We start from the raw sequence: 13695 nt of genomic DNA, 5'->3' as shown, positions 1-13695 counted from the left end.
GAGGTGGGGGCGTCTCTCGTGGGGGCATATTTTGAGTCACAATTACTAAAGGAAAAGCCCAATGCTGCCGACTGCGGGTTGCGTGCCCGGGGTGTTTGATGGCCCAAATTCGAGGGGATTAGAACCCAAAGGATAACAACTATGAGAACGAAAGCTGCTGTGTCCTCGGCCGTAATGCTGGGAATGTGGCTGGCCGTTGGCTCCGTTGCGGATGCCCAATGCCTTTTGGGACGGTTGTTTAATCGCCCGACGACGTACACGGCTGGTTACGGGGGATATCCCATCGGAGTAGCGTACACGCCGGTGACCACCTACATGCCGCCCGTGTCCTCTGCGCCGGCGCCCACGACAAGTTATCGTGTGACCTATCTGCCGGTAACACCTGGTGCGACGACAGTCTATCGTCTTGCCCCTGTTCTGACGCCTCCTGCGGTGAGCACGACGAGTTACCTGCCAGTTGCCACTCCATACGCAGTCGCTTCACCGGCGGCGACCCCAGCCATGGTTCCCGTCGTCACGTATCGGCCGGTTCAAATTGTGTACGAGCCTCGACGTCGCCTATTCCCGTGGCGTCCATTTGCCAACTGGAGGGCCCGAAGAGCGGGCTACTGGCCTCTGGTTTCGTCCACACCGACCTGGTCGACAGCCTATTTTGCGACGTACGAGTACATTCCCGCTGCAACGACGTCAACGGTGTGCGCTCCGGTGGAAAGCGGTGTTGTACCGGCCGGAAGCTACGACGTATCGGCCACGAGCGGTTGTACAGCTTGTGCTTCGGGCACACCCAGCAGTTGGTCGTCATCTCCAGCCACGGCGATCCCCACGCTCCCCCCGGCGAGTTCCAGCACACAACCCACTCCCACGTTCAAGCAAGAATCGGGTTCGGAGACCCGAATGAAGCCCGCCGAGGAGGGGCGCTCAGCACCGAGTGCGTCCGGTACGAGTTTACCAATGTCCCAGGACAAGCCTCTTGTGAGGCAGGCGCTCTACGAAAAACCCATTCCGCTCGTGGAAGATGAGTCAAATCCGCCGCTCGTGGAAGTGCATGGCTGGCGGCGCTCCCAGTGAAACCCAAAAGTGACGGAACATCCGCAGGAACAGCAGCCTACCTCTCACGGTGCGCCAGCGTGCGATGCGGGGAATATTCGAATCGTTCGGCCTGTTCGAACGAAAGTGAGACCTCGGGGTTCCAGAATGGCTCGCCACAGTTCGTCAACAGTGGCGTTGGTGACTCGAAATTCAATGAGTTGATCAAGCCGAACTCCCTTCCGTCTGGCCGCTTCGGCATCGAATTGGACCTCCATTCCAAGCTGCTGCGCGAGCTGCCGGATAACACCTTCAAGTGTGCCGCGCCCATCCCTGACAGTAAATCGTCGCTGAGCGAAAGGGTCCATGGCCGCCGTGGCTGGTGGGGAAGTGCCCAGGCTCGGCCGTTGTAATGATTCGAAGCTCGCGGCCAGTCGGGACAATTCACTCAACGTTTCAACCGGCCCCTGGACGAGAATTTCCGGCCCTGAGGCCACGACAACACAATCGGGAAATTGCTGCGCCCATCGCTGCGCCAGAACACTGGTTTCACCTCCGATTCGAAAACGTTTGATTTCGCCATCCAGCGGCACGAACGGCACAACCGTCATTACCCCGCTTTCACTCACCTGATAGGTCTGGTTGAACTGAAGAAGAACCAGTGTTATACGATCGGCAATCGTGAGAGCGGGGAGACTTGTTTCCGGCCATAGATCGTGAGGGATCTCTTCAGCGTTGGCGAGTTGCCAGCCTGCTTCCCGTGCCCACTGGAGGACGAGGTTTCGGGGGGTGCTCAGGCGCGGCCAGGAGATGGGCGCTGGGCGCAGAGCGGACGCACCGATTCGGCCCAGGGCCTGCAGTTCCTTTCGCCGCTGCGCTGCAACAATCTCCAATCGATTGGCTGTGTCCGCCGGTCCGATGTACACAAGGGGCCCCAGAAATGCCAGCTCATAACCGCGCTGGTGAGCTATTTCCAAGAGCACGTCGCGAAGACTTCGCTGGCGCACGGTGAGTGTCACTGGCTGGCCGGGATCACACCGGCGATCCAGAAATATGGCCACCCCGTGAGTTTCCGCGAGACGTAACAGCCCCTCTCGGAGGGGGACGTCCGTCCAGTAGATGCTCGTGGTTCGCTCCAGTCGCTGCCAGAATTCCTCTTCCGCCGCGAAGATAGGCCGCGACACCGTTGACGAAAGAGTTTGAGTGTTGGCGGAGTCCGCGCCCGATTCAAGAATGCTCACCCCAAGTAGAGCAATGAAAACGGCTGCTGAATGGTTCAATCGTCTTTTCTCCATTGTGAAACTGCGGCCTGGTTCCCCATGTTTACTCCATCAACAATTCTAACGGCACGAGCACAAGGACCGCCAACGCGGCCCTTTTTAGTCAGAGAGAACAGGCATGCTACTGAACGCTTCTTATGGCTGAACGGTCGTAAATCTCTGGTGTTCATTTTTGCCCTGGGGAAGATGTGCTTTCCCGGAAGGTTTGGCTCTCAGCCCGCATGGCCGGAGAGCGGTGAAAAGCCGAATCTGATATTGGCCAGTCTTGGCCAATCCAGCCGCGGCGGTAGAAAACCCAAATCATCAAAATGGCTACCGCTAGCATAAGGAGCAAAGAAAATGGATATCCGTAGTACCAGCGCAACTCCGGCATGTTCCATGGAGAAAAGTCGGGATCAAAGTTCATCCCGTAAACACCTGCGATAAAGCTCAAGGGAATGAAGATCGTGGCGATGAGCGTCAGCCATTTCATCACTTCGTTCATACGGTTGCTGATCGCTGAGAGGCAGTAGTCTCGGAGATCGGCGCACAGTTCCCTGTACGTTTCTGTCAGATCGATAAGCAAAACCACGTGATCCCAGCAATCGCGGAGGTGAACTCTCACAGCGTCCGTGAGAAAACTGGTATAGTCGCGAAGTAGGATTTGAACAGCATCCCGGTGGGGCCACAGAATACGGCGCAGATAGAGAAGTTCCCGCCGGAGATCGTGGATTTCGCTCAGGACCTTGCGGGCATCGGTATGCGTCACTTCTTCATCCAACGACTCCAGTTTCTCGCCGAGAAAATCCAGCACGGGGAAATAGTGGTCGATGACCAAGTCAATCAACGAGTAGGCCAAATATTGAGGGCCGAGTTGACGAAGGAGGCTTCCGGGATCGCGAAACCGTTTTCGGATGCAGGCAAAGACATCACCCGGTCGAGGTTGGAAGCTCAGCAGAAAATTTGGACCGAGGAATATGCTGATCTGTTCGCTCTCGATGATGCCGTTTTTGGCGATATGCGGGATCCGCGCGGTAATGAACAGGGTTCCATTATACTCTTCGACCTTGGCCCTCTGGTGTGTGTTGACGACGTCTTCCAGCGCCAGTGGATGGAGGTTGAAAACGCGAGCGACCTCAGAAATGAATTGGCTGTCTCCTGGTCCGTCGACATCACACCAGATCCAACCAGGCTGACTCAGCCAGCCTCGGATCATCTCGGGACGCTGGACTTCCCGCTCTTCAATGGTCTCGGGAAGGACATGCGTAAGAGTGATTCGGGGGGCGTGTGCCATCGGTTCCGGGATGATTGTTCCGGGGGCCGCCCCCGGGGGCGTGCGTCGCCGAATCCGATAGCGATTGACTCTCCGCGGTCTTTTGGGCTCCGGTGAAAGATGAGCGAGGCTCATACAGCGACAACCTTATGTCAGGAGCAACTGTTACATTTGTTGCCAACGCAGTAGGGTTGTTGGACGTTGTCAAAGGTCACATCATGATCATGAACAGGCAAGCACCGCTGTGAAATCCCATCGCTTCGATAAAAGAAAGACCCTCCATACGGTAACATTAAAGTGCTTTTGATGCGTGGTCAGCAATAGGGCTAAGGGCTGCGCTTATGAACAAAGGATATTGACGGGAGGGATTTATGGATGTCTTTGAAGCCATCGAGAAGCGTTACAGTTATCGCGGACCGTTCAGGGACATTCCGATTCCTCGAGAACACCTGCGGAAAATCGTGGAGGCTGGAATTCGTGCACCATCGGGGAAGAATGCACAGACCACGAGTTTCGTCATTGTGGATGATCCTCAGCTCATTCACCGGATCGCTTCGCTGTTCGAAAATAAACCTGTTTGCACCACCGCTAAGGCTATGATTGTGTGTGTTACGGATCCGCGGCCTGTGATGGGCAATGTCTCCTTCCATATCGAGGATTGTGCAGCCGCCGTGGAGAACATGCTTCTGGCCATCACAGCCCTTGGGTATGCGACGGTTTGGCTCGACGGCGCGCTGCGTTACAATCGGATTGCCGAACGAATTGGGGAAATGTTGGGAGTTCCGCCCCACCTCCAGGTGCGGATCCTTTTGCCCATCGGCGTTGCCGCAGAGCCAGGGCAACAGAGAGAGAAACTGCCGTTCGAAAAACGTGCTTGGTTCAACCGCTGGAGGGCAACGGAGTAAAGTGTTTGGCTATCAGAATGTCGCCAGCAGTTTTTCGGTCAGCTCCGGCCAATCTTGAGGAGCAAAGCAGTATTGCATCTCCAGGAACCGACTACGGAATTTGGCCACTGCTTCGGCAACACGACGCCCGCGGAGCAACACATCAGCGATGAGTTCCGCCAGTTCCTGAAAGTCCCGCTCGCGCATACCGAAGCGTGTCATTTCGGCCACGCCCATGCGAATTCCTGAACTGGCAGCGAAATTTTCGTCACCGGGCAGGGCCTGGTAGTTGACGATAATGTTGGATTCCTCCAGCCGCTCTGCGGCCTCGATTCCCTGATGGGAGCCCACTCGAACCAACACCTGGTGCGTTTCGGTGTAGTCGACGGTGGGATCACCTTCGACCTGAACCCCACAGTCGTGAAGAGCCCTAGCAAATGCCTTGGCGTTCTTCAGCACCTGAGTTTGATAACTTTCTCGATAGGTGTTCATTTCCATGGCCGCCAGGAGCAAACCGAGAAGAGTCCCCAGATGATGGTTGCTGAGAAAGCCCGGGAAAGCACGCCGGCGGATGTGATCCCAGAGTGCTGCGTGCGGTGAGTCTGGATCGAATCGTGCCGCGATGATTCCGCGCTGGGTTCCGAAGAAAGTCTTGTGTGTGGAGCCCGTCACGATATTTGCTCATTCAGCGAACGGATTTTGGAAAGCGGGCCCCAGAATACCCAGGACGTGCGCGGCGTCGTACATGACCAGTGCCCTCAGCTTGAGTTGGGAAAGGATTTGGCAGACTTCTTTCACCGGCTCGCGGCAGATGAACATGCTCTTGCCAAAGATGATAAGTTCGGGGGCAAAGGTCTCGAGGAGAGAGACCGTCGCTTCGACATCCACGCGGTAGGGGTTATCCGGCCGCACAGGGAAATGCTTGATCATGAATCGCCCGGTGGCGGGATCTCTCGCCACATAGTCACGAAGGGGCCCCATCGCCTGGGCACTGAGATGTCCGCCCAGATTCAGATGATGATTGAGAACCCCATGAATCCGCTCCAAATCACCCTGCTTTCTATCTTGATTTCGGTACGCCACAAGAGCGCTAAAGACCGCCATGTTGGCTGTTTGACCGCTGATCAAGCGTGGTTCCACAAGGTCCGTGCCAAGATACTGACCTAGTTCCTGAACGAGCTGCTGCTCAACCCATTCAATAAACTTCGTGCCCTGATAGTAATACACTTCACGATTGAGTTGCGGGAGAAAATTGTGTTCAGCATATCGGCCGACGGGATCCGTGACCTGAATCAGACGGACCAGCGGGGACGGCGTCATTTCCGAGGGAATGAGATTGATGCACTGTTGCTGGCGCCATATGTGGTTTTCGAGCGTTTTTTCCAGCAGTGTTTTGACTTTGTCCGACATAGTCATTGCGACCTCAATAGAAAGGAAACTTTTTAAGACATCACTGGACGATGATAGGTCGAAAGTATGGAGGCAAATCGCTTCGACCGTGCCGCCGCACAACACGGGCGGGAAGAAGACGACCACGGACGTTTATTTCCACGGCAGCCTCTCGCGGGACGTCAGCATTGATATACGCCAGCGCGATCGCTCGCCGTCCGGTCTCCTCAGTGGGAATGGCATCAGGTTCCTGCCCAGTAAACACCCAGTAGGGCACGACGGTACCGCTAGTGACCCAGCCCACTCGCTGACCGTTCCAGTACACCTCGTCACCCTGTCGAGCGATTCCGGGTCCGAGAACGGCCAGGGGACGAACCAGCCGCGGCAAACTTTCACTATGCTGGATGGGGCCTTGGCGATAACTCTGATAAGCGGCGGCCTGGGCCTCAAGAGCGACTCGACCGATAAAATCGCCGCGATCTGGTGTAAGGTGGACAGCCACGCTGGCGGAAGGAGCAGCGAAAATGGGGATGGGGGTGCCGTCGGGAGCCAGACCGAGCTCGTGCCCAAAGAGCGTCAAACCGGCTTCTAGTCGTAGGGTATCCCTCGCACCCAATCCAACTGGTTGAATTCCCAGGGATTCTCCTGCCTCCACCAGTCTTTCCCAAACGCGGACCGTGTCCTCAGTTGGCAAAAACAATTCAAAACCGACCGGTTCGCCCGTGTATCCCGTTCGGGAAATGCGCACATCAATATCCTCAAGCCGGGCTTGAGAGACGGTATTTCGGACAGGTGGTGGCAGTGTGCCCTCTGTGAGCACCTTTTTCAATAGTTCTTCGCTCTGTGGTCCCTGGACCGCCAGCATTCCTGTTGTGCCTGTCATGTCTTCCAGCAGGACGGATAATCCCTGGGCGTACTCCTGCAAATGGTGCCAGTCCTGCTCGGCGTTGGCCGCGTTCACAACCAGCCAGTAGCCATCTGGAAACCGAAAAAGGTACGCATCATCCAAAGCAGATCCGTCTTCCCGGGGGAGGATGGTGTAATGAGCTTGCCACAGTTCGAGCCGCGCTGCGTCATTCGTCAGTACACTGCGGAGGAACAACACGGCGTCTGGCCCGGTTACTCGAAAGCGGCCCATGTGGCTGATGTCAAAAAGACCGCCGAATTTCCGTACACTAAGGTGTTCCTGAAGGATGCCGGAGGAATAATGCAGAGGCATGCTCCATCCGGCAAAGCCCGTCAGGCGGGCACCGTGCTCTTTGTGCCAATCCCCAAGAGGCGTAGACTTAAGAAGCGTCACGCTGAGCTCCAGTAATTCGCAAAATCTTTGCGTGCAGAATGGTGAATTTGTCACGCTACCGACAAAGCCACTTCGGTTGCGTTTTTCGACAGACGAAATCATTTATTGTTGCATATGATAACCTTCACGAGCAACCGTGGGTGCTGTTCGGGCTGATGAGCCTGTGGGTCAGTGCGCCGGCGTCGCGAGGTTGACCAATGGTTTGAGGCGAGATCCTTTCTGCACTTCGACAATCGCCAGAAGGTTATTGAACTGATCGACAACAGCCGCCTTCTGACCGGGAACAAGCTCTTCTTGGCACCTGGGCCACTGGCCGTGCAACAGACCACGAAGCGAGGCCTCATCGAGTCGAAGTTGCGGGAGATGTTGCGCCGCCACAATCGGCGGACGTAGGTACTCCAGCCATCGCCGTTCGTCCAGTGTCCTTGGATCAACCGATTCTTCAAGCGTGAATCGACCGACAGCCAAGCGTGTCAGCTCCGACATAACGGCCCGTGTACCCAGGTTCTCGGCAAGATCGCGTCCCAGCGATCGCACATATGTGCCTGAGCCGCATCGTATCTCCATCTCGAGTTCCGGATATTCATATCGGAGGACTTTCAGTTCGTAGACATCCACCGGGCGGGGTTGCGGAAGTTGGGGTGTTCCTTGCCGGGCCCATTCGTAGCCACGTCGCCCACGGATTTTTACGGCGGAATAAACTGGAGGCCGTTGCAGGATCCTGCCTGTGAACTCAGGCAAGACGGTTTCGATTTGCTGGAGCGTTGGTGGTACCGCTCCCTCGTGGATGGTGATTTCGCCATCCACATCGTCGGTGGGGCTGCTTCTGCCCAGCAGGAATGTTGCCCGGTACACCTTCGGTAGTTCCTGGATCAGTGAGATCAGCCGCGTGGCACGTCCGACACACACGACAAGGACGCCGGTCGCCAGTGGATCAAGGGTACCTGCGTGGCCGAGGCGAAGGCCGGTTGCCCAGCGCTGGATCATGTTGACGGCATCGCGCGAGGTGATCCCTTTGGGTTTATTGAGTGCAAGGATGCCGCAAATCTCTTGTTTGGGAACTGCCGTGGAATCGGTAGTCATGACCCGGTGAATTGCGTCACGTATAGGCTGCCGTGCGAGCGCCATGGCCTCTAGGCAATTTTCCACCTGGAAAGGCAAGTGCGTTATAGGGAGCAACCCCGGATACAACCATATCGTACACCGTGGGGCATATATGAAAAGAGTCGAATTCGATCATTTGGAATTGTCGTGGGTTGAGATTGACTGCGTCCAACTTTTTCTGATAATGAGGCAAAAATTCGGAGAGTGTTCAGTTGCGAAGGCGCTCTGCGTGAAAGGAGCAAGTTATGGCCCGGCCGTTAAGCAAACTCGCCAAAGATTGGTGGGACTACACGACTTTGGATCCTGAATTGCTGCAGGATGCGGCCAAACTCACTGTGCGCCAAATCGAACGGCTTTCCCGGCCAGGGTTCAAGATTGTAATGTACGACACGCTGGAAGAATTCTACCTGGCGGAAGCTCTCGAATACATCAATGCCTGGCGGCAATCCACCGCGGACAATCCCTGTGGGATCTGCGGTCCGATAGGTCCCACTGAGCAGTTGCCGCTGGTCGCCCGGCTGGTGAATGAATTGGGACTCGATGTGCGCGAGGGCCACTTTTGGGGAATGGATGAATGGGTGGATGAAACGACAGGTCAGCCGGTTCCGATAGATCATCCATTGAGTTTTGCCCGGGCGGACATGGAATTGTGTTTCAACCGAATCAACCCGAAGCTGAGGATGCCCAAGGACCATATTCGGTTTCCGATTGGCGATCTCGACGCCTATTCTCGAAGTTTTGATGAAATCCGCTGCGTAGTCATGCAAGGAGGGCAGGGAGACATCAAACACTGGGCTTTTAACGATCCGCCCAAGCGGCAGGGAAAATGGAAGGACGAGCCGCCCCCGCCTGCGGAATACCGCAAACTTAAGACGCGGATTACCGATTTGCATCCAGCAACCGTCATGCAGAATGCACGCACCTCCGGCGGCGGACAGGTCCATCTAGTACCTACCAAGGCAGCAACAGTAGGACCGGTGGAAACGTGGAAGGCTGAGAAGGTTTCCATCTGGCATGCGGGCATGCACGACAATCCTTTCGGTATGCGGCTGACCACACTGATGATTTCCAAGGGAATTGCCGATTCTGCCGTGCCGATGTCGCTTCTGGCAGAGCACCCCAACGTTCAGTTCAACTTTTACCGGCCCGCGCTTGCTGAGGTGAAAACGGAAATGCATTAGTGAATATTGATCTCTCCTCTGAACAGTCGGTTGGCGTCGCCGACGACAGGACCTGGTGGAATTGCGAAGCGATATGATTGATAGCTCGCCCATCCATTTGAGCGTGCAAAATTGGATGGCCTATATCCTTGATCTTTGATGTCGAGCTGACAGAGGGACATTTGTCTGATTCTATGACGGCAAGCTTCAGAGAGGCTCAATCATGGAGGCTCATTCCATGGCTCGAAAATCGCCTTCGACAACCTTTGCCGGGACCCATGATGGGGACAAGATTTGCGCCGCGTCCCGCCCTCGGACGCGACTATTCGAAAATCCCGGCAGACGCCCGGCCCGCGGCAGTGCTGATTCTGCTTTACTGGCATAAATCGGAGTGGTGGCTGCCGCTCACGTTGCGGCGGCGAGATCTGCCCGAGCACGGAGGACAAATCAGTCTGCCCGGCGGAGCTTTGGAACCGGGAGAAACTTCCTGTCAAGCCGCCGTTCGGGAGTTCTGCGAAGAACTGGGGGTTGAAAACTTTCAGCCCCGGATCCTCGGGAAACTGTCAACAATCTACATCGAACGCAGCGGCTTTCGAGTCGATCCCTGGGTAGCCGTAGCGAATTCACGCCCGCCTATGTGTGCGTCATCGTGCGAGGTGGAGGAGCTTCTGGAGGTGCCCCTGCTACATCTCCTTGATCCAACCAATTTTGGTACTCACATGAGAGAATACCGCGGTCAACCGTACGAAGCGCCACATTTTGCCTTTGGACGCCATCGAATCTGGGGCGCGACGTGCCTTATCCTGGGTGAATTTGTGACGCTCATCGAGGAGTTTCTCCATAGCAGCGACGCGTAGGAAGCTGTACCGTTTCCCGAATGTTAATCTGAAACCGGATGCCCGCCAACAAACAAAGGCGCTTACTACTTGATCAGCACCTTTTGGAACAACTCGCGGAGAACGTTTTCATCCACTTTTACTGGAGTGAGCGTACAGGCTTCCGGGGTGGCCTCAAGGGCATGGCGAACCAGGCGATCGAGGTAGTTCCCGGGAGCATCGGGAGGAACGGTCAGCTTGTCAGGCAGTCCAACATCACGGAACAGATTCTCCAATCTGTCGAGAAACAAAGCCGCCTGTTGTTCAGGAGTCTCCGCCAGGATATGGCACTGGCGCCCCAGTTCGGCGAGAGGCTGGGAACAGGACTGCTGTAAAAAGCGGAGTGCGACTGGCCCAGCGATCGCCACCGCCACACCGTGGCTAATGTTGAAAACCGCCCCCAGCGCCTGGGCCAGCGCATGTCCAATTGTCAGTCCGGTGGTATCGTAGGCCGTTCCAGACATGCAGGCCGCCAGTGCCAGATCTGCTCGCGCATGGACGTCTTGCGGTTCGTCAATTGCTTTCTTGAGGCTGCGAAAAACCAGACATGCGGTGTGACCAGCCAGCACGGTGGAAAATGGGTTGGCCATCCGGCTTAAACAGGCCTCGATCGCTTGGAGAAGTGCGTCGGCCGCGCAAGCCGCTGTCACATTGGCCGGTTTACCCAGCGTCAGTTCGGGATCAACGAGCGCGATCTTGGGATGCAGGCCCTCTCCCACCAGTGCTGCTTTCAGAGGCGAATCGGGGAACGATCCCTTTCCGTGAAAGGTGAGAACAGAGATTGCCGTCACTTCGCTGCCGGTTCCTGCGGTGGTGGGAACAGCAATCACGGGGGCCGATTCGGTAATCCGACGGTGACCCTCGTTCGCGTTGGCGAAATCCCAGGGTTCGCCTTCCATTTTGACGAGGGCACCAACGGCCTTGGCAACATCGAGCACACTTCCCCCGCCTAATCCGATTACAACTTCGCAGCGGTTCTTCTTGTAAAGCTCCACACCTTGGGAGACGAGATCTGCCACGGGTTCAGGGCCGACCTCAAAGAAAGGGAAAACGTGCATCCGGGCTTGCCGTAAGGACCGCTGGGCCCGCTGGTACACATTTTCCATTCCCTTCTGATCCTTATACCCCACCAGCAAGGCGTTCCAACCGAACTCCTGGGCAAACTCTCCCAATTTGCGAATCATCCCCGGCCCAAAGCGCACGAGGGTCGGCAAATGGAAGGACCACGTTTGCAGCATGGTTGTACTCCTTCAAAACGAGCATCCTGATCAGGTCCCCACGGTGTGTGGAGGTTCGTGACTCTGAGGGCACGCAAACTCCTGGTCGAGTTCATCGAGTCTAAGAAGAGGGGACGGCGACGTGTCCCCAGGCGTAGTCCCGCATGGCAAACAGGTTTTCATCGGGAGTTCCGCGCGGAACTTCACAACCGGCTCCCACAATATATCGGAATCCCGCCGCATGGTGACACTCGGCGAGTTTTTCCTTTACGAGTTCTGGGGTCCCGTTTCGCAGCACTTTCACCGGGTCGATATTTCCCAGCAGGACCTGATTGGGTCCCATGGCCTCCCGGCCGGCACGCATGGGCACAAGAAAATCAAGATCAACGATGTCGCATCCAAGCCGTCCCATTCCTTCCAGAATTCTGTTGGTATTTCCGCAGATGTGGAGGCGGACTTTACATCCCATTTGGTGAATCGCGTCTACCATTTTTTTCTCGTAGGGCCACACGAACTCGTTGTAGAATCGGGGGCCAATGAGAGAGGCTGCCGCATCTCCAATTCCGATAATATCGACCCCTGCCTCGACCTGTGCTTGAGCAAAGGCGAGTTCCATTTCGAGCACGAAGTCGAACAGATCCCGCACAAATTCGGGATCGTCATAAAAGTCAAGCATCAGCGTGTTGATGCCGCGCAAGTCCGCCGCCTGGGCACAGGGCCCCTCAATCCAGCCCTCGATGAGCAGTTCACCACCCACCTTTTTTCGAAACAGTTCGGCTGCCCGCACACGATCCTCCATTCGGCCACCCCCATAGGGATCGGGGACCTTGAGGTTCTTGAGCTTCGACTTATCGGCGAGAAGTGCTTTATCCTCAACGAGAGCAGGAGGTTGGTCTTCGAAGTACTGCACGACGGCGCCACAATCGGCGGCCTCACGAGCGGGGTCGGATATACACGAGACATAGTCAAATCCGTATTTTTCGGCCGTACGCAACTGGGCCTCGACAAGAACGCGGTAATCTCGCACATACTGACCGTAGGGAACGCCAATCTGGTCAGCAGCAAACATCATCGTGATCGGCATGAGAGGCAAATGATCGACCTCCCGGCCTTCGATCATTGCCATGACGCGTTCGTGGCCATTCATCAGCTCGATCTCCATTCGGCAAAGAGATTGCTGATCCTGACCGGCACCTCTGGGGATCAATACCTTGCCCCAGTGTGCCCTCCGGTGGTCATTGATCGGGAGTTCATGATAATGGTGATGATGTGCTTCAGCAACGGGTGTGAAGGCTGATCTGTTTCGCCAGCTTATAAGGACTCGTGAGAGGCCAAAGCTTCGGCGTGGTGTAAGGGCAACTCATGCATTGCTCCTCCCGTTTAGGCAGCAGCCGAACCGAGCAATTGGCGCCCGATTGGTGAAACGGATTGTCGAAATGTTGGAATGCGGATCTGAGAAGCAGGTCTTTCGGAAAGATTATTCGGGGGGGCACGCTTGTCCTGGGCGCTGGAACATTCCGACTGAAAAGCTGTGTTCGGTGACAAGCGTTCGGAGATCGGCTGATTAAGCATTGAGGATTTCTAATTGGATGATCTGCTCGTCAAATGAGGGCGCAACACGGCCACCCGGGGGGATAATCAGAAACTCCTGCTCGTTCCACTGACCGTCAACTAACGCCCGGAGGAGTCTCAAATCGCCTTCCAGGACATCGAATCGCCAGGCCCGTTCCGCTGCTTTTCGCCGCGCGATTTCCTGGAAAATGGCGTCGCAACCGGTGTGCGTTCGGATATAGGCGATTTTTCCATAGTTTTTGGCAAGGTTGCCCAATTGCTCGATGAGATAGCGGGCGTTTTCCTCCCCGTATTTGGCTACCCATTCGTCATAGCTTTCCAGAAGACCCATTTTGCGGACAATCGAATCGGGACCATGTTGCGACAGGTCATCACCCCGTTCGATCCAGCCGGGCGTCTGGAAATAAACTCCGGGATTTCCGTGGAAATACTCTAGGTAGCGCTGGTGACTGCCTAGAAAGAGAGTAATACAATCGTGCGCTCTTGGGATGACGAGAGGAATCTCACGGGCCGTCAATCCGATGATCCCATTATTGCAGAGCCCATACCCCAGACAGATCGCCTCGTAACGCGACGTATCCACGCTCTGGATGGCTTCGGCAAGTCTTGCCGACATGCGCTGCGCGCCCACATCAT

Annotated in this window: 11 protein-coding genes and 1 pseudogene; 4 read left to right on the top strand and 8 right to left on the bottom strand. The window is 55.9% G+C overall.

The window, feature by feature from the left end; translation table 11 throughout:
- Nucleotides 1-141 precede the first annotated feature (141 nt).
- On the top strand, nucleotides 142-1068 hold the full coding sequence (locus ABJK56_RS05850; protein ID WP_347243728.1) for a hypothetical protein: 927 nt from the start codon (nucleotides 142-144) through the stop codon (nucleotides 1066-1068).
- A gap of 44 nt (nucleotides 1069-1112) precedes the next feature.
- Here ABJK56_RS05850 and ABJK56_RS05845 read toward each other — a convergent pair whose 3' ends face one another.
- Together ABJK56_RS05845 and corA are read right to left on the bottom strand one after the other, a co-directional pair.
- The gene (locus tag ABJK56_RS05845) at nucleotides 1113-2306 is read right to left on the bottom strand and encodes an STN domain-containing protein (RefSeq protein WP_347243727.1); all 1194 of its coding nucleotides are present in this window, start codon (nucleotides 2304-2306) and stop codon (nucleotides 1113-1115) included.
- A 166-nt stretch (nucleotides 2307-2472) separates the two neighbouring features.
- The gene (gene corA / locus ABJK56_RS05840; protein WP_347243726.1) at nucleotides 2473-3693 is read right to left on the bottom strand and encodes a magnesium/cobalt transporter CorA; all 1221 of its coding nucleotides are present in this window, start codon (nucleotides 3691-3693) and stop codon (nucleotides 2473-2475) included.
- Nucleotides 3694-3929: 236 nt separating this feature from the next.
- Between corA and ABJK56_RS05835 the strand changes: the two genes are divergently transcribed.
- The gene (locus ABJK56_RS05835) at nucleotides 3930-4463 is read left to right on the top strand and encodes a nitroreductase family protein (protein ID WP_347243725.1); all 534 of its coding nucleotides are present in this window, start codon (nucleotides 3930-3932) and stop codon (nucleotides 4461-4463) included.
- Nucleotides 4464-4475: 12 nt separating this feature from the next.
- Here ABJK56_RS05835 and ABJK56_RS05830 read toward each other — a convergent pair.
- From ABJK56_RS05830 to truB, 3 genes and pseudogenes are all read right to left on the bottom strand, one after another.
- Nucleotides 4476-5852: pseudogene (locus ABJK56_RS05830) on the bottom strand (hypothetical protein).
- A gap of 40 nt (nucleotides 5853-5892) precedes the next feature.
- Nucleotides 5893-7131, bottom strand: coding sequence for a glycine cleavage system aminomethyltransferase GcvT (gene gcvT, locus ABJK56_RS05825; protein WP_347243724.1), 1239 nt, complete (start codon nucleotides 7129-7131; stop codon nucleotides 5893-5895).
- 168 nt (nucleotides 7132-7299) lie between these two features.
- Nucleotides 7300-8259: a tRNA pseudouridine(55) synthase TruB gene (gene truB, locus ABJK56_RS05820; RefSeq protein WP_347243723.1), complete on the bottom strand. Its 960-nt coding sequence runs from the start codon at nucleotides 8257-8259 to the stop codon at nucleotides 7300-7302.
- Nucleotides 8260-8480: 221 nt separating this feature from the next.
- On the opposite strand from truB, the gene ABJK56_RS05815 reads away from it, so the two are divergent.
- The gene (locus tag ABJK56_RS05815) at nucleotides 8481-9416 is read left to right on the top strand and encodes a glucosamine-6-phosphate isomerase (RefSeq protein WP_347243722.1); all 936 of its coding nucleotides are present in this window, start codon (nucleotides 8481-8483) and stop codon (nucleotides 9414-9416) included.
- 173 nt (nucleotides 9417-9589) lie between these two features.
- Entirely contained in the window at nucleotides 9590-10252 is a 663-nt protein-coding gene (locus tag ABJK56_RS05810; protein WP_347243721.1) for a CoA pyrophosphatase, read from the top strand.
- Between the two features lie 65 nt (nucleotides 10253-10317).
- Here the strand turns inward: ABJK56_RS05810 and ABJK56_RS05805 are convergent, their stop codons facing one another.
- The 3 genes from ABJK56_RS05805 to ABJK56_RS05795 form a co-directional block, all read right to left on the bottom strand.
- Nucleotides 10318-11508 (bottom strand): iron-containing alcohol dehydrogenase, encoded by a 1191-nt coding sequence (locus tag ABJK56_RS05805; RefSeq protein WP_347243720.1) that lies wholly within the window; start codon nucleotides 11506-11508, stop codon nucleotides 10318-10320.
- A gap of 100 nt (nucleotides 11509-11608) precedes the next feature.
- Nucleotides 11609-12634 carry a uroporphyrinogen decarboxylase family protein gene (locus ABJK56_RS05800; RefSeq protein ID WP_347243719.1) on the bottom strand — a complete coding sequence of 342 codons (1026 nt, stop codon included), beginning with the start codon at nucleotides 12632-12634 and terminating at the stop codon, nucleotides 11609-11611.
- A gap of 417 nt (nucleotides 12635-13051) precedes the next feature.
- Nucleotides 13052-13695 (bottom strand): DUF1638 domain-containing protein (locus ABJK56_RS05795; protein WP_347243718.1); only part of this gene is annotated, 644 nt, incomplete at its 5' end.

Origin of the sequence: Thermogutta sp. (genome assembly GCF_039793925.1) — a bacterium.
In the GTDB taxonomy this organism is placed as follows: domain Bacteria; phylum Planctomycetota; class Planctomycetia; order Pirellulales; family Thermoguttaceae; genus Thermogutta.
The sequence above is the reverse complement of the archived record's forward strand: the minus strand, read 5'-3'. Positions and strand labels throughout refer to the sequence as shown.

Coding starts and splice junctions, on each gene's coding strand:
- ABJK56_RS05850 (WP_347243728.1), top strand. CDS start 142: ATGAGAACGAAAGCTGCTGTGTCCTCGGCCGTAATGCTGGGAATGTGG.
- corA (WP_347243726.1), bottom strand. CDS start 3,693: ATGAGCCTCGCTCATCTTTCACCGGAGCCCAAAAGACCGCGGAGAGTC.
- ABJK56_RS05835 (WP_347243725.1), top strand. CDS start 3,930: ATGGATGTCTTTGAAGCCATCGAGAAGCGTTACAGTTATCGCGGACCG.
- truB (WP_347243723.1), bottom strand. CDS start 8,259: ATGGCGCTCGCACGGCAGCCTATACGTGACGCAATTCACCGGGTCATG.
- ABJK56_RS05815 (WP_347243722.1), top strand. CDS start 8,481: ATGGCCCGGCCGTTAAGCAAACTCGCCAAAGATTGGTGGGACTACACG.
- ABJK56_RS05810 (WP_347243721.1), top strand. CDS start 9,590: ATGACGGCAAGCTTCAGAGAGGCTCAATCATGGAGGCTCATTCCATGG.
- ABJK56_RS05805 (WP_347243720.1), bottom strand. CDS start 11,508: ATGCTGCAAACGTGGTCCTTCCATTTGCCGACCCTCGTGCGCTTTGGG.
- ABJK56_RS05800 (WP_347243719.1), bottom strand. CDS start 12,634: ATGAATGGCCACGAACGCGTCATGGCAATGATCGAAGGCCGGGAGGTC.